Annotated in this window: 19 protein-coding genes, 1 pseudogene and 1 riboswitch; of the genes and pseudogenes, 7 read left to right on the top strand and 13 right to left on the bottom strand. The window is 65.9% G+C overall.

From position 1 onward, the window contains the following. Positions 1–33: 33 nt before the first annotated feature. Positions 34–504: a GDP-mannose mannosyl hydrolase gene (locus ABNS06_RS08970; protein ID WP_348674023.1), complete on the top strand. Its 471-nt coding sequence runs from the start codon at positions 34–36 to the stop codon at positions 502–504. Here the strand turns inward: ABNS06_RS08970 and ABNS06_RS08965 are convergent. The 4 genes from ABNS06_RS08965 to ABNS06_RS08950 all read right to left on the bottom strand — a co-directional run bounded on the left by ABNS06_RS08965 (position 494) and on the right by ABNS06_RS08950 (position 3,855). Then, positions 494–1,255: an ABC transporter permease gene (locus ABNS06_RS08965; RefSeq protein ID WP_348674022.1), complete on the bottom strand. Its 762-nt coding sequence runs from the start codon at positions 1,253–1,255 to the stop codon at positions 494–496. The genes ABNS06_RS08970 and ABNS06_RS08965 overlap by 11 nt on opposite strands. Further along, positions 1,252–2,181, bottom strand: coding sequence for an ABC transporter ATP-binding protein (locus ABNS06_RS08960; protein WP_348674021.1), 930 nt, complete (start codon positions 2,179–2,181; stop codon positions 1,252–1,254). Before ABNS06_RS08960 ends, ABNS06_RS08965 begins: the two co-directional genes overlap by 4 nt. A 144-nt stretch (positions 2,182–2,325) precedes the next feature. Further along, positions 2,326–2,889, bottom strand: a complete 564-nt coding sequence (locus ABNS06_RS08955) for a chalcone isomerase family protein (RefSeq protein ID WP_348674020.1) — start codon at positions 2,887–2,889, stop codon at positions 2,326–2,328. Positions 2,890–3,069: 180 nt separating this feature from the next. Further along, positions 3,070–3,855 carry a cyclase family protein gene (locus tag ABNS06_RS08950; protein ID WP_348674018.1) on the bottom strand — a complete coding sequence of 262 codons (786 nt, stop codon included), beginning with the start codon at positions 3,853–3,855 and terminating at the stop codon, positions 3,070–3,072. Positions 3,856–4,045: 190 nt separating this feature from the next. Between ABNS06_RS08950 and ABNS06_RS08945 the strand changes: the two genes are divergently transcribed. The 4 genes from ABNS06_RS08945 to ABNS06_RS08930 all read left to right on the top strand — a co-directional run bounded on the left by ABNS06_RS08945 (position 4,046) and on the right by ABNS06_RS08930 (position 8,736). Further along, entirely contained in the window at positions 4,046–6,106 is a 2,061-nt protein-coding gene (locus ABNS06_RS08945; RefSeq protein WP_348674017.1) for a cache domain-containing protein, read from the top strand. Then, a complete protein-coding gene (locus ABNS06_RS08940; protein WP_348674015.1) occupies positions 6,103–6,798 on the top strand; it encodes a transporter substrate-binding domain-containing protein in 696 nt (231 codons plus the stop codon). The genes ABNS06_RS08945 and ABNS06_RS08940 overlap by 4 nt, the downstream gene beginning before the upstream one ends. Next, on the top strand, positions 6,795–7,937 hold the full coding sequence (locus ABNS06_RS08935) for a hypothetical protein (RefSeq protein ID WP_348674014.1): 1,143 nt from the start codon (positions 6,795–6,797) through the stop codon (positions 7,935–7,937). The genes ABNS06_RS08940 and ABNS06_RS08935 overlap by 4 nt, the downstream gene beginning before the upstream one ends. Before the next feature lie 79 nt (positions 7,938–8,016). Beyond that, positions 8,017–8,736: a peptidoglycan DD-metalloendopeptidase family protein gene (locus ABNS06_RS08930; protein WP_348674012.1), complete on the top strand. Its 720-nt coding sequence runs from the start codon at positions 8,017–8,019 to the stop codon at positions 8,734–8,736. On the opposite strand, the gene ABNS06_RS08925 is transcribed toward ABNS06_RS08930, so the two are convergent. From ABNS06_RS08925 to ABNS06_RS08885, 9 genes are all read right to left on the bottom strand, one after another. After that, entirely contained in the window at positions 8,718–9,650 is a 933-nt protein-coding gene (locus tag ABNS06_RS08925) for a carbohydrate kinase family protein (RefSeq protein ID WP_348674011.1), read from the bottom strand. The two genes, ABNS06_RS08930 and ABNS06_RS08925, sit on opposite strands and share 19 nt — an antisense overlap. A 113-nt stretch (positions 9,651–9,763) precedes the next feature. Next, the gene (gene gcvPB / locus ABNS06_RS08920; protein WP_348674010.1) at positions 9,764–11,233 is read right to left on the bottom strand and encodes an aminomethyl-transferring glycine dehydrogenase subunit GcvPB; all 1,470 of its coding nucleotides are present in this window, start codon (positions 11,231–11,233) and stop codon (positions 9,764–9,766) included. Positions 11,234–11,243: 10 nt separating this feature from the next. Further along, entirely contained in the window at positions 11,244–12,617 is a 1,374-nt protein-coding gene (gcvPA, locus tag ABNS06_RS08915) for an aminomethyl-transferring glycine dehydrogenase subunit GcvPA (protein ID WP_348674008.1), read from the bottom strand. Positions 12,618–12,703: 86 nt separating this feature from the next. Next, on the bottom strand, positions 12,704–13,093 hold the full coding sequence (gene gcvH, locus ABNS06_RS08910; protein WP_348674007.1) for a glycine cleavage system protein GcvH: 390 nt from the start codon (positions 13,091–13,093) through the stop codon (positions 12,704–12,706). Between the two features lie 46 nt (positions 13,094–13,139). Further along, the gene (gene gcvT, locus ABNS06_RS08905) at positions 13,140–14,231 is read right to left on the bottom strand and encodes a glycine cleavage system aminomethyltransferase GcvT (protein WP_348674006.1); all 1,092 of its coding nucleotides are present in this window, start codon (positions 14,229–14,231) and stop codon (positions 13,140–13,142) included. A gap of 47 nt (positions 14,232–14,278) precedes the next feature. Beyond that, positions 14,279–14,378, bottom strand: a riboswitch (glycine riboswitch). Between the two features lie 133 nt (positions 14,379–14,511). Next, entirely contained in the window at positions 14,512–15,693 is a 1,182-nt protein-coding gene (locus ABNS06_RS08900; RefSeq protein WP_348674004.1) for an FAD-dependent monooxygenase, read from the bottom strand. After that, positions 15,690–16,937, bottom strand: coding sequence for a 2-octaprenyl-6-methoxyphenyl hydroxylase (gene ubiH, locus ABNS06_RS08895; protein ID WP_348674002.1), 1,248 nt, complete (start codon positions 16,935–16,937; stop codon positions 15,690–15,692). Before ubiH ends, ABNS06_RS08900 begins: the two co-directional genes overlap by 4 nt. Next, positions 16,937–18,286, bottom strand: a complete 1,350-nt coding sequence (locus tag ABNS06_RS08890; protein WP_348674001.1) for an aminopeptidase P N-terminal domain-containing protein — start codon at positions 18,284–18,286, stop codon at positions 16,937–16,939. Before ABNS06_RS08890 ends, ubiH begins: the two co-directional genes overlap by 1 nt. After that, positions 18,286–18,834: a UPF0149 family protein gene (locus tag ABNS06_RS08885; protein WP_348673999.1), complete on the bottom strand. Its 549-nt coding sequence runs from the start codon at positions 18,832–18,834 to the stop codon at positions 18,286–18,288. The genes ABNS06_RS08890 and ABNS06_RS08885 overlap by 1 nt, the downstream gene beginning before the upstream one ends. 48 nt (positions 18,835–18,882) lie before the next feature. Between ABNS06_RS08885 and argE the strand changes: the two genes are divergently transcribed. Together argE and ABNS06_RS08875 are read left to right on the top strand one after the other, a co-directional pair. Beyond that, positions 18,883–20,091, top strand: a complete 1,209-nt coding sequence (gene argE, locus ABNS06_RS08880; RefSeq protein ID WP_348673998.1) for an acetylornithine deacetylase — start codon at positions 18,883–18,885, stop codon at positions 20,089–20,091. Continuing rightward, positions 20,088–20,293 (top strand): annotated as a pseudogene (locus tag ABNS06_RS08875) (amino-acid N-acetyltransferase); the annotation flags it as partial. The gene argE and the pseudogene ABNS06_RS08875, both read left to right, overlap by 4 nt.

Here is a 20,293-nt window from a genome sequence, read left to right as displayed (position 1 = left end):
CTGTCAGACCGAACCACCGGCAGCCGCCCCCAAATGCTCAACCGCGACGATTTCCTCCACGTCGTCCGTCACACGCCCCTCGTCTCCATCGACCTGATCGTCGAAAACGATGGCCGGATTCTGATGGGGCAGCGGGTCAACGAACCCGCCCGCGGCACCTGGTTCGTGCCGGGCGGCCGGATCAACAAGAACGAGCGGCTGGAGGATGCGTATGCCCGCCTTTGCCGGGTCGAGCTGGGTGTCGAGGCACAGCTGGACGATGCGCGGCTAGTCGGCGCGTTCACTCATTTGTACGACACGAATTTCGCATCGGAACCCGGCGTGAGCACGCACTACGTGGTACTCGCCTACCGGGTCCCGGCGGGTCTGGTCACGCCTGCGGCCATGGAGACGCTGCCGGTCGAGCAGCACGACGCGTATGGGTGGATCGGCGCCGATGACGACGACCGCGACGTGCACCCGAACTCGGCGGCCTATTTCGGGGCGACGGGCCTCACTGCTTGAGCCGATACCCGGTCCGGAAGATCCAGAAGATTCCGCCCAGGCACAGCAGCAGGAAGCCAAGGATGGCGGCAATGCTGACGCCGACCGCGACATCCGCGACGCCGTAGAAACTCCAGCGGAACGCGCTGATCAGGTAGACGACCGGATTGAACAAGGTGATGGTCTGCCACAACGGCGGCAACATGTTGATCGAGTAGAAGCTGCCGCCAAGGAAGGTCAGCGGCGTCACCAGCATCATCGGAACAATCTGCAGCTTCTCGAAGCCGTCGGCCCAGATGCCGATGATGAACCCGAACAGACTGAAGGTGACCGCGGTCGTGACCAGAAAGGCCAGCATCCAGACCGGGTGCGCGATGTGGTAGTCCACGAACAGCCTCGCGGTGGCCAGAATCAGTAAACCCAGGATCACCGATTTTGACGCCGCGGCGCCGACATAACCCATGACGATTTCCAGCGGCGATACCGGTGCCGACAGCACTTCGTAGATCGTGCCGGAGAAGCGCGGAAAGTAGATGCCGAACGAGGCGTTGGAAATGCTCTCGTTGAGCAGCGACAGCATGATCAGCCCGGGGATGATGAACGCCCCGTAGCTGATCCCGTCGATCTCCACCATGCGCGAGCCGATCGCCGAACCGAATACGACGAAATAAAGCGACGTGGAGATCACCGGCGAGGCGATGGACTGCATCAGGGTGCGGCGCGTCCGCGCCATCTCGAATCCGTAGATGGCGCGAATGGCATACCAGTTCATGCCACCTCCTCGTGAACCAGACTGACGAAGATGTCCTCCAGCGAGGACTGGCGTGATTGCAGGTCGGAAAACTCGATGCCCAGCTCGTTGAGCTGACGCAACACCGCCGCCACGCTGCCCTGCTCGCTGTGGGCGTCGTAGCTGTAGGTCAGCCGGTAGCCGTCATCGGACAAACTCAGGCCCGCCCTGCCCAGCGCGTCGGGAATCCGCTCCAGCGGCTCGGTCAGCTGCAGTCGCAGCTCCTTCTGGCCCAGCTTGTCCATCAGCGTCGTCTTGTCCTCGACCAGGATCAGCTCGCCCTTGCGAATCACGCCGATCCGGTCGGCCATGGCCTCGGCTTCCTCGATGTAGTGCGTGGTCAGAATGATGGTCACGCCGGCCTCGCGCAGGCTGCTGACCATCTCCCACATGTCGCGCCGCAACTCCACGTCCACGCCAGCCGTGGGCTCGTCCAGGAACAGTATCTGCGGCTCGTGGGACAGGGCCTTGGCGATCATCACGCGCCGCTTCATCCCGCCGGAGAGTTCCAGCAGGCGATTGTTGCGCTTGTCCCACAGCGACAGGTCACGCAGAACCTTTTCGATATGCGCGTCGTCGCGGGGCTTGCCGAACAGGCCGCGACTGAAGCTCACCGTGTTCCACACCGATTCGAAGGCGTCCGTGGTCAGCTCCTGCGGGACCAGGCCGATCCTGGACCGCGCCGCGCGGTAGTCGCTGACGATGTCATGTCCGTCCGCCAGCACCGTCCCGGAACTCGGCGTGACAATGCCGCAGATGATGCTGATGAGCGTGGTCTTTCCCGCGCCATTCGGACCCAGCAGCGCGAAGATCTCACCCTTGCGGATGCTCAGATTCACATCCCGCAGCGCCTGGAAACCGCCGCGGTACAGCTTGTTCAGTCCATCGACCTGGATGATCCCAGTCACGCGCTCTCCCGAGATGGCTCACGAAGGGGGCCGATTCTGCCAGCCCGTCGCGGCGTTTGCGTAACCGGCGCGGGAATGTGCATGTGAAATGCCCCGGCCTGCGGGCCGGGACATCCCAGCGTTCCGGCGGTGACGCCGAAGCGCCTACTGACCGAGCATCGCCGCCTTCAGATCGTCCTGCGCCGGCTCATCGCCCAGCCAGATGCGAATCAGCGCAGACTGCATGGCCTCGCCGTCCACCGAATCCAGCGACCGGCCATCCAGCGTGACCTCGGTCCCACCGTCGGCGAAGCTCAGATCGAGCTGATCCCCCTCGCCCAGCGAGCCGACCTCGCCGAACAGCTCGTCCAGCTTCTCGATTTGGGGCGCGAGCGCCTGAAGCTCGCTGTCGTCGAGGTTGTTCTCCAGGCCTTCGTGGAAGGCCTTCATGAACGTCTCGCCGTCCAGGTCGCGCTTCATGAACAGGCTGATGCGGCGCGGCTCGTCGGAGTTGATGATCGCGTCGGCGTCAGTCGATTTCTCGGGCAGGTAAAGGCCGGCGACATAGACATTGGCCAGGACATACTTGGTGCGCAGTCCGGCGCCGTTCAGCACCAGTTCATCACCCGCCACATCGGCCGACTCGGGCACGTCGACGCCCGATACGGTCAGGGCAGATGCGCTGCCCGTCATGGCAGCCAGGATGAATGTCAGCGTGAGTCTGTTCATGGTCGTCCTCCGACTTGAACCCTCCCGCGGATGGCCCCGTCCGTTACCGACCGGGTCAATCCGTTCCGCCGCAACCGATTGGATGGCCTGGCGCCGCTATTGGTTCCGAAACGCGAGAACCGTCAGGTCACCACAGCCATAGGCATGTGCTTGATAGCCACCTGTTCGTGCGATCGTTCGCTACCGCGGGATCACCGCAATCGCGCGCAGCGGCCCACCACTACCTCCAGCGATCTTCATCGGCAACGCAATGACCTGAAATCCGGACGCGGGCAGAACATCCAGGTTCGCGAGATTTTCGAACGCAGGAATATTCGCCTCAAAAAGAGTCCTGTGCGTCTGAAATTGCACCGACTGCCCGAAATCGATGCTTGGAGTATCCAGACCGATAGATTTGATCTCGCGCTCATCCACCAGCCACTGCGCGGCAGCGGGGCTCAACCCGGGAAAGTGAAGCTTGGCAACGGCCTTGGCGCCGCGCTCCGCAGTACCCATATAGCGCTCACGATCGGGCCAGAATCTGGCAAACCCCGTACGCAACAGGACGATCTTGCCGTTCAGGCTTGCGCCCTGAGCACGCTCCCAGGCCTTCAGGTCAGCAATGGTCACCTCGTAGTCCCGATCTGCTTCGGCCTGCTCTGAAACATCGATGACCACGCCATCGCCGACCAGTCTGTGCAAGGGAATCTCGTCGGTGCTATCACGTCCTTTGGCGAAATGCACCGGAGCATCCAGGTGCGTGCCGCCGTGTTCGGCCGTCTCGAAGCTATTCGCTTCGTAGTAGAACCCGGCGTCCGACATGCCTCGCGAATCGATATGCAGTTCGAAACCGCTGGCCGTCGGCCAGTAGATCGTCTGCTCATCGTAGGCATGCGTCAGGTCGACAATCTCGTCCTCAGCCGGACTTTGCCCCGAAACCAACGCCAGGCAAATCCCGGTTGCAACCAAACTCGTCAGCCTGATCATCAAGTACTCTCCAGCGATCGTCTGTTTTCCCGATGACGCGATCATCACAGGCCCGCCCTAAACGCTGCGTTAACAAGCGACAAACTACGATCAGGGTTCGCCTTCGACGTGTCGCATGGTGAACACGCCCATCGTCAGCCACCGGACCCTCAGTGACGACGCAGTGATACGTCCACGATCGGCGAGATGGATGCTGCGCTACTTGTGCTGGGCAGCGCTGCTGATCCTCGGCACGGCCTGTATTGCCCGCGGCGCGGTGTTTCTGTACGAGACACGATCGCTGCTGACACAGGGTCAGAAAACCGCGGCCAGCAATCACGACCGGGCCAGCCGGCAGATCGGAGCCTACCTGGGCGAGGGTGTCCGCTCGGCGGACCGGCTGGCGAACAACATCCGTCTGACCAGCCCCGAGACGCCGGAGTTGCTGAGCCTGATGCACCAGGCGCTGGCGGATGCCGCCGGACTGACAACGCTGATCGTTGCATTCGAACCCGGCACAGGACCCGACGCGGCGGGTGCGAAGTTCCTCGCCTGGCGCGACGGAGACACCATCCACACGGTCCGGCGACCCGATTCAGCCCATCTGGACCCCGACAATCACTGGTACTACGCGCCTCTGACGCACGGGCGTCGCTTCGGCGGTTCATTCGTCCAGCAGGCATCGGGTGAAATGGTGGCCGACTACGGCACGCCGATAACCGGCACCGACGATGTGCCAATTGGTGTCGTCTCAGCCGGTTTCTCCGTGCGGGACATCCGCGCCACGATGGAGAGCATCCAGCTCGGTCGCGGAGGCTATGCGTTCCTATTCAACGATTCCGGCGACATCCTGATTCACCCGGACCGGGACCTCGAGGGCTCGCTGAGCAATCTGTTCGATGTGGCGGAAGCCACGTCGGATCCGATCCTGTGGCATGTCGTCAGTGACGCCATCAACGGCAGGCATGGACCCCGGAGTTACACGCATCCGGTCACCGGTGAAGCGGCGTGGCTGTACACCCAGCAAGTCCCCCATACACAGTGGACGCTGGCAGCCTTGCAACAGCCGGATGCCCTGCGAGCGAGCAATACGACGTCATCCCGTGCGCTGCGGCAAATCCTGCCTGCCGCTCTGCTGGCTGCGACGGCCGCCTGCATCCTGGCCTTGTTTGCTGCCGGTTTCCGGCCCGTTCCCGTTTGGAGTTCGGCCATCGGGCTGTCCTGTCTTTATGTCGCCGCAACAGCGATCGTCGTCAGCACGCCGACCGACAACGACCATCACCTCACCGACGGCAGCACGGTTCTCGCCGACGGCACCGCCGTCCGGAACCTGGTTGCCGAGATCGACGGGCATCGACGGACCCGGGGTGAGAACCCGCCGCTGTTTCAGCCCACAGGCCTGCTCATCAACACGATTCAGGTACAGAACGACAGGGAACTGGTCATCTCCGGAACGCTCTGGCAGCGATTGAGCATCTCCGCGCCGGAGATCTCGCCGGTTCGGTTCGTGCAGGCCAAGGAGCAGACATGGCGTCGGGCGTTTCAACGTGAGGAGGCGGACGGTCAGGTCACCGGATGGCATTTCCGCGTACTGCTGCCCTACACCGCGGACCTGCGGCACTATCCCTTCGATTCCACGGTGCTGCGGCTTCGCATGGCACCGTCCGACCCATCGCAGGATGTCGTCCTGATCCCCGATCTGGACGCCTACGCCAGCATCCGCCCCCGCGCATTGCCTGGCATCGACAACGCGCTGCAAGTCGCCGAGTGGCATCTGATCGAAAGCCGGTTCGTCCATCGCAGCATGGTCACCCAGACATCGTTCGGCGTGTCCCGTGATGCGGAATCCGGCCGCGTGCACGAACTGGCGTTCGAAGTCGCCCAGTCGCGTCGCTCGTTTGGCCCCTTCATGGCAACCGTCACACCGGTGATCGTCACCGCCGTGATCGCATTCCTGATCCTGACCGTCTCGTTTGTCGGCTCCAAACAGTTCGACATCATCCGCGCGCTGCTGCCACTGCTCATCGTGGTCGTGTTCCTGCACGTCGGACTCCGTCAAAGTTCAACCTACGAGGGGCTGATCTATCTGGAGATGTACTACCTGTTGCTCTATGGGCAGATCCTGATTGTCGTCATCCTGTCCATCGCCCACGCGCTGGAAACCGTGCAATGGCGCTGGCTGCGGCACCAGGACAACTTCATCGCACGGACCCTTTACTGGCCGGTGACGACGCTGACGGCGCTTTGCTGCACGCTGGCCATGTTTTCATGAAGCACATCGGCTGGCTGTTGTGCGCGGCGATCCTGATCGCCGGATGCGAGCGTACGGACGCGACCATCCGCGTCGCCATGCCGCCGCTGCCGCCGTATTTCCACGAACAACGGCAGGCTGGCCTGCATTTCGATCGAATTCAGACGCTGCTCCGATTGCAGGGACGGGACATCCAGCCGGTCTTCGTGCCCTTTTCACAGCTCAGCGATGCCCTGAATCTGGGCACCGTGGACGTTGCCGCTCTGGTCCCTCCGGATGCGACCGATATCCCTGCCGTGTCGGAAACCCGGCTCACCTATCAGAACGTGATACTGACTCGGGAGAACGGTCCGGCACCGAACAACGTGGAGTCGCTGAAAGCGCTCCGTGTAATCGCATTTCAGGGTGCGTCGCAGCTTCTGGGCGAAGCATTCGAGAGCATGGCAGCAGCCAATCCGCACTACCGCGAACTGCGGGAACAATCGGAGCAGGCGATGCTACTGGTGCTCGGTCGCGTGGATGCCGTGATTGGCGACGAACGGATCCTGCGCTACTACGCTGACGAGGCGGCACGGCGCATGGGCGTCGCCCCCCAGCTGGTCGCCACGCATGCCTTCGAGCCCGTGCGCTACCGCGTGGGTTTTCGTGACCCCGATCTAGCCGCGGCATTCGACCGCGCGGCCTACCATCTCGATCAGGCGCCTTCACCATGAACGGCCACGACGTCGGGCGCCGCAGGCTGTGGGCACATGTTGCGCTAGGTGTGCTGCTCGTCCTCATCGGCGAACGCCTGCTGCGCGCAGGTTTCGCGGCCAGCGCGGGTGACAGTGCATTCGCGGCGCTGGATGGCGCCGCCAGCCCGGTGGTCGGACTGCTAATCGGGATTGTCGCCACGGCGCTGATCCAGTCATCCACCGTGGTCACGACCACGGTCGTCACACTGGTGGCGACAGGCCTGCCCATGGATGTTGCGATCGCGGCTGTCATCGGCGCCAACATCGGCACGACCGTGACCGGCCATGTCGTGGCGCTGACCTTCTGCATCAATCGCACCCGACTGGCGCCCGCCTTCGCGGTCTCCAGCACACACAGCCTGTTCAATCTGGGGTTGGCTGCGGTCCTGATTCCGCTGGAATGGACCACGGGACTGCTGAACCGCACGGCAGGCTATCTTGCCCCGGCGTTTTCCGGTTTCGGCTGGCAACCCGCAACCCTGGATGTGCTGGGCGTCGCGACCCGCACGCTCAGCCACCTGACCAGGGCCGGCTTCGCGAGCATGGGGTTGCCCCCGGGTCTGGTCGGCGTGTTCCAGGCCCTGACCGGAGGTGCCTGCCTGATACTCGGACTGGCCTACGCAACCCATCTGCTGAAGCAGGCCTTCGTCGGACGCGCCGATACCACGCTGGCATCCGTACTGGGACGATCCGCGCCGCGCGGCATGTTGCACGGAGCGCTGATCACCGCAGCGCTGCGTTCCTCCTCCGCCGTGACCAGCCTGCTGGTGATGGGCGCCGCCGGCGGTGTGACCGATGCCAGACGCGCCTATGCGTTCATCATCGGCGCGAATCTGGGCACGACGCTCAGCGCGCTGCTCGGCGCACTCGCGTTCAGCGGGCTGGATGCCGAACTTGCTGCGCGAGTGGCCATCGTGCACGCCATGTTCAACGGGCTGGGCGCCCTGATCGCACTGCTGATGCTCGCCACCTCCACGACCGGACGCTGGGCCTTCGCCCCGGCGACAGCCGGCATCTGGCTGGGACGGCAGGCAGCTCGCTGCCCGACCTGTGCGGTCTTGGCGATACCGATATTGTTCTGTGGCGTCCCGTACATACTGCTGACGGTGTTCAACTGAGGCGCAGTCAAAGGCAATGCACCCACCAGCCACACTATCATTACGGGCTGCGGCCTGATGCTCCCTTCGGAGTCACTCCATGACACACAGGCAGCTCCGACTCGACAGACAATCGCTGGACTGGACATCACCGTTGCCGGCGACACTGATGGCGCGGCCCGTGCTGCAGCTGGATCTGTCCGACGCGAACCGGTCACTACAAGATGTCGCCGTGGATGACGCGGCGGCGTTCGGACGATGGATCGACATGCAGGCCCGGGACGCCGGTTGCGACTGGGCACTGGGCGGCTATGCCGAGGACCGCGCGATCTACGCCATGAGCCCGGTGTTTTCCGACGGCGCGAATACACGTTCCGTGCATCTCGGGATCGACTTCTGGCTGCCGGCCGGCACCGAGGTTTACGCGGTTGCCGACGGCACGGTCCACAGCACCGGCGACAACGCCCGATTTGGTGACTATGGCCCGACGATCATCCTGACCCACACGGTCGGCGACGCCACGCTGCACACGCTGTACGGACACCTTGCGAGGCCATCACTGGACCTGACGCAACCCGGCCGTCTTGTCGAAGCCGGCCAGCGAATCGGCTGGCTGGGCGAACCCGCCGAGAACGTCGGCTGGCCGCCGCATCTGCACTTTCAGGTCATCGCCGACATCAGCGATCACCGAGGTGATTTTCCGGGTGTCTGCCTCGCGACCGAGGCAGACGCCTGGCTTCAGCGCTGCCCCGATCCCATGGAACTGGTCCGGGCCTGGTGTCCCCGGCTGCTGTGCTTGCGTCAGCCCGGGAAGGGCTGATCGAAGTTCTGCTCGTAGCGGGCGGCGAAGTCGGCCAGGTCAATGCTGTAGTTCTGCGGGCCGTTCTGGGCGATCTTGATCGCACCCATCAGCGAAGCGATGCGCCCGATCACCGGCCAGTCGTAGCCCTTCTGCAATCCGTAGAGCAGGCCGCCCCGATAGGCGTCGCCACAACCGGTCGGATCGACCACGGCATCGGCCTTGGCACTGGGAATGTGCAGCATCTGGCCGCCGGTGTAGATTTCCGAGCCCTTGGCGCCACGGGTGACGATCAGCGCCTCGACATGCTCGGCGATCTCGGCCGGCTGCCAGCCCGTGCGCTCGGTCATCACCGCCTGCTCGTAGTCGTTGACCGCCACATAGGTCGCCTGCTCGATGAAGCGCTTGAGGTCATCACCGTCGAACATCGGCAGGCCCTGACCCGGATCGAAGATGAACGGTACGCCGGCCTCGGCGAATTGCGCGGCATGCTGGATCATGCCGTCACGACCATCGGGCGCGACGATGCCCAGCGTTGCCTCACCGGGGATGACCTGCTCGTGGGCAAAGTTCATCGCGCCGGGGTGGAACGCGGTGATCTGGTTGTCGTCCAGATCGGTGGTGATGAACGCCTGGGCCGTGAACGACTCCGGAATGTGCTTGACGTAGGTCTGGTTGATGCCCAGTGACGTCAGGCGCGTGGTGTACGGCGCGAAATCGTCACCAACCGTACCCATCGGCTTGCCGTCGCCGCCGAGCTGCTGCAGCGCGTAGACGATGTTGGCGGCGCAGCCCCCGAACTGCTTGCGCATTTCCGGAACCAGAAAGGCGACGTTCAGCGCATGCACCCGCTCCGGCAGGATCTCCTCGCTGAACCGTCCGGGGAAGACCATGATGTTGTCGTAGGCCAGAGAGCCGCAGATGATGGCTGTCACGTGATTCGCTCCTTGCGTTCGTGTTCTAGGTTCGCGTGACGCCACCACCCCCGGACCCGCGAAATCCCGCTCCGCGATCGGCAGCCGCGGCGCCACGAAGGCGCCGTCCTGTACTAGGCGGCTTGGTCGTCCGGCTGGTAGCGCACGTCAAGCTGACGGGCCGCGCGCACGTCATCCAGCCTGCGCACCGGCATGGTGTACGGCGCGCCGCGCAAATGCTCGATGTCGTCCTCGGCTTCCTTCGCAATGGCGATCATCGCGTCGACGAAGGCATCCAGGGCCTCCTTGCTTTCGGTCTCGGTCGGCTCGATGAGCAGACACTCGGGGACCAGCAGCGGGAAGTAGACCGTTGGCGCATGGAAGCCGTGGTCCAGCAGGCGCTTGGCGACATCGGTGGCGGTCACGCCCACCGACTTGTGCTGGCGCTTGAGGGTGACGATGAACTCGTGGCTGGCACGTCGCCCCGGGAAGGCCAGGTCGAAACCCGCCTGCTCCAGGCGCGCCATCAGGTAGTTGGCGTTCAACGCCGCGAATTCGGCCACGCGGTGCATGCCGTCGCGGCCGAGCATCCGGGCGTAGACATAGGCGCGCAGCAGCACGCCGGCATTGCCCATGAAGCCGGACAGCCGACCGATGGACTGTGGCAGATCGTCCTCGTCCAGCCAGCGGAAGCTGTCGTCGTTCGCCTTGCCCACCACCGGAATCGGCATATAGGGCAGCAGGCGCTCGGACACGCCGACCGCGCCGGAGCCGGGCCCGCCCCCGCCATGCGGCGTCGAGAAGGTCTTGTGCAGATTCATGTGGATGACATCGAAACCCATGTCACCCGGGCGCACCTTGCCGAGAATGGCGTTGAGGTTGGCGCCGTCGTAGTACAGCAGGCCGCCGGCCTCATGGACCAGCTTCGAAATCTCGGAGATGCGACGCTCGAACACGCCCAGCGTGGACGGATTGGTGAGCATGATGCCGGCGGTCTGCGGGCCCAGCGCGGCCTTCAGTGCCTCGACATCGACATCGCCGTTGTCATCGGTGGGAATCTCGCGGGCCACGTAACCACACATGGTCGCGGTCGCCGGGTTGGTGCCGTGGGCGGCGTCGGGCACGAGAATCTCGGTGCGCCCGGTATCGCCGCGAGCATCGTGGTAGGCACGGATCATCGCCACACCGGCGAACTCGCCCTGCGCGCCCGCCATCGGCGTCAGCGACACGCCCTTCATCCCGGTCACGTCCTTGAGGATTTCCTGCAGGTCGTACATGCAGGCGAGAAAACCCTGGCTGGCCGACACCGGCGCCAGCGGATGGCGCGACAGGAACTCGGGCAGCATCGCCAACCGGTTACAGGCGCGCGGGTTGTACTTCATCGTGCACGAACCCAGCGGGTAGAAATGCGTGTCGATGGAGAAGTTGAGCTGCGACAGCCGGGTGAAGTGACGCACGGCCTGCAACTCGGAGACCTCGGGCAGGCCCAGCTCGGAGGTTCTCTCCAGGCCGGCCGGCAGGTCCACGTCGAAATCACCGGCCGGATACTGCGCGGAGGCCGAGCGCCCGGGACGGGAGTGTTCGAAGATCAGCGATTCGGTCATGGCGGGAGCCTCAGGCGGCGCTGGCCGGGCGCATCAGCGCGGCCAGCGTCTGGACGTAAGTGTCGATGTCGGCGTCGGTCTTGGTCTCGGTGGCGCAGACCAGCAGGCAGTTCGTCAGCTCCGGATAAACGCCTTCCAGCGCGTAACCGCCGATGACTCCGCGTTCACCCAGCGCATCGACCAGCGGCCGGACCGGCTGATCGAACCGCAGCACGGCCTCGTGGAACCCCGCGCCGGTGAAGACGGGTTCGATGCCCGGCAGCTCGGTCAGCGCGGCGACCAGCTTGCGCGTGTTCGCCATCGACGCGCGGGCCACCTGCTGCAATCCGACCGGACCGAGAATGGACATGTGGATCGTCGCGGCCGTGACCAGCAAACCCTGGTTGGTGCAGATGTTCGAGGTGGCCTTGCCGCGGCGGATGTGCTGCTCGCGCGCCTGCAGGGTCAGCGCGAAACCGGGCTTGCCGTCCATGTCCAGCGTACGGCCGACGATGCGGCCCGGAAGCTGACGCACCAGCGCCTGCTTGCAGGTCATGAAACCGAAGTACGGCCCGCCCGACGACAGCGGTGAGCCCAGCGGCTGGCCTTCGCCGCAGCAGATGTCCACGCCCTGCTCGCCCCATTCACCGGGCGCGCGGGTCAGCGCCAGCGCGATCGGGTTGACCACCGCGACGGCCAGCGCGCCGTTGGCATGCGCCCAGTCCGTCATGCTGTCCACGGCCTCGAAGCAGCCGAAGAAGTTCGGATGCGGAATCACCACCGCGGCGATATCGGAACCGGCGTGCTCGGCCAGCGCGGCCTCGGGCGTGGCACCGGTCGCTGGGTCGTAGTCCAGCTCGACCAGCTTCAGCTGCTGCGCCGCGCAGATCGCGTGCACGACCTGCCGGTAAACCGGCGACACTGAGCGAGGCATCAGGATGCGATGGCTCTTGGACTTGCGGTTGGCCCGCACGGCCATCAGCAGCGCCTCGGCCAGCGCGGTCGCGCCGTCGTAGAGCGAAGCGTTGGACACATCCAGCCCGGTGAGCCCGCACATCATCGTCTGGAACTCGTAAATCACCTGCAAGGTGCCCTGGCTCGCCTCCGCCTGGTACGGCGTGTAGGCCGAGTAGAACTCGCCACGGGTGACGATCTCCCACACCGCCGCCGGCACATGGTGCTCGTAGGCACCCGCGCCGATGAAGTTCAGCGGCCGGCCATCGGCGTCGGCACGCTCGTGCATCAGGCGCGTGATCTCCATCTCGGTCATGCGCTCGGGCACGCGATCGAGACGGCCGCAGCGCAGCGCGGCGGGAATTTCGTCGAACAGGGCTTCGACGCTGGACGCGCCAATGGCGCCCAGCATCTGTTCGACGTCGGTGTCGGTATGCGGAATAAACGGCATGGTGAAATCCGGGTCAGGCAACGGCCCGGGCGGGCCGGCTCATCGAAGGCGCCGCACGGCCTGGTGGCCGCATCGGCACTCAGGTCTCAGTCGTCGGCAATCGCGTTGGCGTAGCCTTCGGCGTCCAGCAGATCGTCCAGCGCGTTGGCGTCGGCCAACCGCACCTGCATGATCCAGCCCTCGCCGTAAGGCTCGCTGTTGATCAGTTCGGGGGCATCGGCCAGCGCCTCGTTCACCGCGACGACCTCGCCATCGACCGGGCTGTAGACGTCGGACGCCGCCTTCACGGACTCGACCACGGCGCAGGCATCGCCCACGGTCACGGTCGCGCCGACGTCCGGCACTTCGACATAGACCAGGTCACCCAGGGCTTCCTGGGCATGGTCGGAAATGCCGATGGTGACGAGACCGCCACCCTCTTCCCGCACCCATTCATGGGACTCGGCGTATTTCAGATCTTGTGGGATGTCGCTCATCAGATGCTCTCCGGATGCACGATAAGTCGTGTAGAGGTAGGAAAAATCAGTCGTTCAGGCCGGGCACGCGAATCTTGCCCAGACGCACGAAGGGAGGATTCACGATCCGGGCCGGAACCGGCTTGCCGCGGATGATCACGTCGACGGTTTCGGCATCGCCCGCGGGAATGCGCGCCAGGCCGATACTGCGACCCATGGTTGGCGAGAAGCCACCGCTGGTCAGCTCGCCCTCGCCCTGCGGCGTGGCGACAGCCATGTGCGCACGCAGCACGCCACGACCCTCCAGCAGCACGCCGACGAAGCGCGGCAGGCCACCGGCGGCGCGCTGGGCTTCCAGCGCCGCGCGGCCGATGAAGTCGCGGTCGGCATCGTCGAAGGACACCGTCCAGGCCAGCCCGGAGGCCAGCGGGGTCACGGATTCGTCCATGTCCTGGCCGTAGAGATTCATGCCGGCCTCCAGGCGCAGCGTGTCGCGCGCGCCCAGGCCGCAAGGCCGTACCCCAGCCGCCAGCAGACCATCCCAAAGCGTCTGCACCGCGTCGGCCAGGCCGATGATCTCGAAGCCGTCCTCGCCGGTGTAACCGGTGCGCCCAATGAACCAGTCGCCTTCGGAGACCGCGTTGAACGGCTTCAGCGCGGCAGCCGCCGCGCCGGCATCGCCCAGCAGCGGCGCCGCCTTCGCCACGGCCTGCGGACCCTGAACAGCGAGGATGCAAAGCTCGTGACGCGGCTCGACGCTAATGCCTTCCGGCGCCTGCTGCTGCATCCAGGCCACGTCCTTCTCGGTGGTGCCGGCGTTGACGACGACGCGATACCACTCGTCCGTCATGCGGTAGGTGATCAGATCGTCGATCACCGTGCCCTGCTCGGTCAGCATGCAGGAGTAGAGCGCCTTGCCGGGCGTCTTCAGCTTGGCGACGTCGTTGGCCAGCAGGTGGCGTAGCCACTCGGTCGCACCCGCGCCGCGCACATCCACGGGGGTCATGTGCGAGACGTCGAACATGCCGGCGTCCTGGCGGACGGCGTGATGCTCTTCAAGCTGCGAGCCGTAATGGATGGGCATGTCCCAGCCGGCAAAGTCGACAAACTTCGCACCGGCGGCTTCATGCTGTTCGAACAAGGCTGTCTTGCGGGACATGCAGGCTCCAGGTTTCAAGACGGGCACCCGACACGGTTGTGCCGATACGATGCCCCTCTGTCCTGTTACCTGAGAGATTGGAGCGCGTTGCGCGGCTCCTGCCCCTTCGGTGGCCGGTCGATGCCGGCACTCTCCAGAGTCGACTGAATCCCCGCGGTCCTTTGGCCTGAGCGTTTCCGGGCGAGTTGCGTCGTCGGCGGTCACACGAGGGTGACGCTCTCCCGCAGGGTCATCATCGAACGCGGAGTTTACCGTGCAGTCGCCAGATGGCCAATCCGGTTCAACCGGATGCGCTCGGAAAGCCCGGTTTCACACCCAAGGCGACCTCGGCGAAACGGCGCTTGAGCGGCGTGACCACATCAGCCAGATGCAAGCCGAAGCCGCGAACGGTGGAGACCGCCGGGTTCGCCGTGGAGAACAGTCGGTCCAGGCCGTCGATACCCTGACTCATCTGTGCAATGTCAGCGCGGCGCGCACGCTCGTAGCGACGCAGGGCCGCGGCGCGCAGTCCGACATCCGGATCGGGCATGGCCACGAGCAGCGCGCGCAAGTCATCAAAGCCGAGATTGACGCCCTGCCCGGCCAGCGGATGCACGACATGCGCGGCATCTCCCAGCAGCACGCAGCGGCGGGTGGTGAAGCGCTCCGCGGTCTGGCGCCGGAGCGGAAACGCAAAACGACGGGTGGGCGTGTGCAGCGCCCCCAGCCGGCCGGCGGTGGCCTCGGTAACGGCGTCGGAGAAGGCGGCATCGTCCAGCGCCAGCAGGCGATCGGCCAGCGCGTCATCGGCCGACCAGACCAGCGAGACGCGGCCGTCGAACAGCGGCAACAGCGCCACCGGCCCGGACGGCAGGAACCGCTGCCAGGCGGTGACATCGTGTCCCCGCTCGCTGCGCAAATGGCAAACGATGGCCCGGCCGCCGTAACCGCGCCCCGACACCGCGATGCCCAGCGCCTGGCGACCCGGCGAATTCGCGCCGTCCGCCAGCAACAGTGTGCGGGCACGGACCGGCCGACCGTCGTCGGTCGTGACGGTGACCGCATCGGTTGTTTCGTCCACCGCAGCCAGCGCAGCGCCGAACTCCACGTCGTCCAGCGCGGCCTGCGCCGCGGACACGAGCGCCGCGTTTTCGACGATCGCGCCCAGACCATCCAGACCGAATTCGGCCGCGCGGAAGCGGATGTCCGAGCCGGACACCGCATCCCAGACCGTCATGCCCGCATAACCTTGCGCGCGCGGCGCCAGCCGCGGCCAGAGATCCAGCGATTCCAGCAACTCGATGGATGCCGGCGACAGGGCGAACACCCGCGGATCGATGGCCTCACCGGTCGGCGCCTCCATGGGCTGCCCGGCATCCAGTACCCGGACGCGGTAGCCCTGGCGCCGCAGTCCCAGCGCGGCCACGGCGCCCACCGCGCCGGCGCCAACCACAAGCACATCGCAGTCCATGGCGCCGCTCACGAGACCATCCGCTCGCCAGGTTCCACCGCCGTCACCGGCAGCCCGCGCGCGAGCCGGGGCGGCTGCCCGGCGAATCCGGTGGAACGGATGGCCATCCGGCGCTTGAGCCCGGGCAGCAAATCGGTGGTCAGCAGACCCAGGTTGCGCCCGGTGCGCAGCCCCGGCGTGTGGTTGGAAAACACCTGGATCAGGCCATGGGTCATGCCGGCGACGGCGCGACGATCGGTTTCGCGCCGCCGGGCGTAGGCGGACAGCACGTCGCCCGCGCCGATGTCCCCGCCCGCGGCCAGCGCGTCGGCGAGGATTTCGGCCAGCGTGGCCGCATCACGCAGCCCCAGATTGAAACCCTGCCCGGCAACCGGATGCAGGTTGTTCGCCGCATTGCCGATCAGCACCGAGCGCGGGCCGGCCAGGCGCGTGGCCATGACCCGGTAAAGCGGATAGGCCTGCCGGCCGCCCAGCGAGTGCAGACGACCCAGCCGACGACCGAATCCGGCGTTGAGCTGGTCGAGAAACGCCGCCTCGTCCAGTTCCACCAGCGCATCGGCGACATCGGTCGGGCGGGTCCAGACCAGCACGCAGCGATCATGCGGACCCGGCAACAGCGCGATCGGCCCGTCGGCGGTGAAGCGCTCGAAGGCCTGTCCGTCGATGGGTCGAGACGCCGCGACGCTGCTGACGATCGCCTTGGCTTGGTAATCGTGCATCTCGGCATCGATGCCCATGGCGGCGCGCACCTGCGAGCGTGCACCGTCGGCGCCAACCAGCAGCCGCGCAGTCAACCGGCGGCCATCGTCCAGGGTGACCGCGGCGGCGTCCGGATCATCAAGGTCCAGCGACGCCACCCGGGCGGGGCAGATGAAGTCGATCCGCTCCGCCGGCGTGATGCGCTCGAACAGCGCGCGGCCGACCGTGCGGGTCGGGATCACGTCACCCAGGCCGGACAGACCGTAATCCGCGGCCCGGATACGGGTGATGCCGAACCGCCCCTGATCGGAGATGTGGATCGAGCGCATCTCGGCGGCCTCGTCGGCCATGGCCGACCAGACACCCAAGGTATTGAAGATGACCCGCGACGCGGCGTTGAGCGCGATGGTGCGCTCATCGAAACTGGGCTGATCATCGCTGCCCAGCGGCAGTGGCTCGATCACCGCGATCCTCAGCGGCAGGTCGGCCAGCGCCACCGCCAGACTGGCGCCGACCATGCCGCCACCGGCGATGATCACATCGTATTGGTCAGACACTAGCCCGCCATCAGGGCTTCGATCTCGTCCGCCTGCTTGGGCACGTCGGCGGTCAGGATGCGCGGCTCGCCATCGGTGACGACGACGTCATCCTCGATGCGCACGCCGATGTTCCAGAAGCGTTCCGCCGCGCCGGGCGTGCCTTCGGCGACATAAAGGCCCGGCTCCACCGTGAGCACCATGCCGGGCTCCAGCGGGCGGGACTTGCCATCGTCGTAGTAGGCGCCAACGTCGTGCACATCCATGCCCAGCCAGTGGCCGGTCCCGTGCATGAAGTAGGTCTTGTAGGCCTCATCCTCGATCAACGCATCGACGTCGCCGGTCAACAGGCCCAGATCCACCAGGCCGCGGGTCAGCGTCTTGACCGAGGCCATGTGCACGTCATCCTGCTGGCGCTTGCCAGCACGCACCGCATCGATGGAGGCCAGCTGAGCCTCCAGCACCAGATCGTAGATCGCGCGCTGCTCGCCGCTGAACTTGCCGCCCACCGGGAAGCTGCGGGTGATGTCCGCGCAATAGCCCTCGTACTCGGCGCCGGCGTCGATCAGCAGCAGGTCGCCGTCCCGGAGGATCGCCGAGTTCTCGACGTAATGCAGGATGCAGGCGTTGGCGCCCCCGCCGACGATGGAGCCGTAGGCGCAGTCCATCCGCGACATCGCGAAGCTGTGATGAATCTCGGCGGCGATCTGGTATTCCGCCATGCCGGGCTGGCAGACACGCATGGCCCGGCAATGCGCCTCGGCCGACACCCGGCCGGCATGCGCCATCATCTCCAGCTCCGCCGGCGACTTGATCAGCCGGTGTTCGTGCAGCGTCGCGTCCAGGCTGACGATGGCCTCCGGCGCCGCCGGGCCGCGGCGACTGGCCGCACGCAGGTTGTTGACCCAGCCCAGCACGCGCTGATCCCAGGCCGATGACAACCCCAGGGTGTGGACGATCTTCGAGCGTCCGCGCAGCAGCTTGGGCAGCAAGGCGTCGATGGCGTCCAGCACGTGGCCCTTGTCCGCGCCGTAGTTGGACACCACGCCTTCCGGGCCGGCGCGCAGGCCATCCCAGATTTCCCGCTCGCGATCGCGCGGCCGGCAGAAGAGATGAAATTCGCCGTCGGCATGACCCGGCGCGAGCACGGCCAGCGCATCGGGTTCGTTGAAGCCGGTCAGGTAACGGAAGTCGCTGTCCTGGCGGAACGGGTAATGCACGTCGCGGTTGCGGGTCTGCTCGGTGGCCGACGGGATGATCGCGACCGCATCCTCGCCGATGGCATCCATCAGCCTGCGCCGACGCGCGGCGAATTCGTCGGGCTCGATCACCGGGCCGGTCGGAACGTTCTGGGTATCGAAAGGACTCATCAGTGAATCGACTCCTGCCGGTCCTTCGACTCGGCCTGTTCGTGCAATTCGAAGAACAGCATCTGCGCACCCACGCGCACGTACTCGATCAGCTCGGCATAGGCGGTCTCTTCCGACTCGCTTTCCTCGATGCTGCCGGCGCGGGCGATTTCGCCGAAATCGCGCACCACTTCCTGAGCATCGCCGGACAGCGCGTCGATGGAAAAGCCGGGCAGCGACGCCGCGCCGAACAGGAATCCCTGGCACCAGAGCGCCAGCGATTGCACGCGATCGGACAGCGACGCGGTGTCGTCCGGCAGCATCGGGGCGAACCCCATGTCGGCGTCGACGAAATCATTGGCGGTATCGCCGCGCAGCTGCTCCAGCACCGTGCGGGCGGCGTCAGCGGCAGCGCCATTGCTCAGATCCGCGGCAATGCCGAGATCCACGGGCGGTTCGATCCCGGCCGCGATCATGCCGGCCAGGGTGCCGTGATATTCCGCGCCCGGCTGGTGGATCCCCAGGCCGGATAGCGCGTCTTCCAAGCTGTCGTAATCGATGTCCGTCATGGCTAAGGCCGAGAGAAAGACCCGCTATGATAACGCGGTCTCCCCTGCATGAAGCGCTTTGTGAACCGCCTCCCCGATCCCGTCGCGATGATGCAGTCGCTCATCGCGCTACCCAGCATTTCCAGCGCGCAACCCGCCATCGACCAGAGCAACCGGGCGGTCGCGGAGCAACTCGCCGCCTGGCTGGAGCCGCTGGGGTTTCGCTGCGAGCTGCTGCCGCTGCCGCTCCAGCCGCACAAGTGCAACCTGATGGCGACGCTGGGCCGGGGTTCCGGCGGGCTGGTGCTGTCCGGCCACCTGGACACGGTGCCCTACGACGAGGGCGCCTGGACCAGCGATCCGTTCGCGGGAACCGTGCGCGACGGTCGGCTCTACGGCCTCGGCAGTTCCGACATGAAGGGGTTTCTGGCCCTGGCCACGACCGCGGCCGCGCGGTTCCAGCCCGATCAGCTGAAGGAGCCGCTGATCCTGATCGGCACCGCCGACGAGGAAACGGGCATGGAGGGTGCCCGGATGTTGCTGGAGTCGGGCCGGCCCCGCGCCCGCCACGCGGTCATCGGTGAGCCCACCGGCATGCGCCCCATCCGCGCCCACAAGGGCATTCTGATGGAAGCGATCCGGGTCAGGGGCCGGGCCGGGCATTCCAGCAATCCGGCGCTGGGGCTCAATGCCATTGAAGGCATGGCTCAAGTGATCGACGGCTTGCGGGGCCTTCAGGGCGAGCTGCGCGAACGCTTCAACGACCCGATCTTCGCGGTTCACCACCCGACACTGAACATCGGGCACATCTGCGGCGGCGACGCGCCGAACCGCATCCCGGCGCTTTGCGACCTGCATATCGACCTGCGTTTTCTACCCGGCATGTCCATCGAGGACCTGCGCGAGCGGATTCACCGTGCCGTCGAGACCGCACTGGCCGGGACCGACTATGGGTTGGACGTGCATCCGCTGTTCGACGGCACGCCGGCGCATGGCTGCGATGCCGGCGCGGCGATCTGCCGGGCGGCCGAGCGGTTGACCGGGCACGCCGCCGGTACGGTGGATTTCGCGACCGAAGCCGGTTACTTCGGCGCGTTGGGCATGGAGACCATCATCATGGGCCCCGGCGACATCGACTGCGCCCACCAGCCGGACGAGTTCCTGCCGCTGGATCGCGTCGAGCCGACCATCGATCATCTCGCCGCGCTGATTCATCGATTCTGCGTGGAGCCGGACGACACGGCGACCACCATCGCAACGGAAGGGTCACCCGCATGAGCCAGCATCCTCTGGTCGAGGCACTGCGCGAATTCGCGCCGTATCTGCATGCCCATCACGGCCGCACCTTCGTGCTGTGCATTCCCGGCGAGGCACTGCGCGGGGACGATCGCCGCGCGCTGATCTACGACATCGCACTGCTGCGCAGCCTGGGCGTGCGGCTGGTGCTGGTGCACGGTGCCCGCCCGCAGATCGAATCCCG

The sequence above is a fragment of the uncultured Abyssibacter sp. genome (assembly GCF_964000955.1).
In the GTDB taxonomy this organism is placed as follows: domain Bacteria; phylum Pseudomonadota; class Gammaproteobacteria; order Nevskiales; family OUC007; genus Abyssibacter.
Note: the sequence above shows the minus strand (reverse complement) of the source record. Positions and strands in the feature narration are given on the sequence as shown.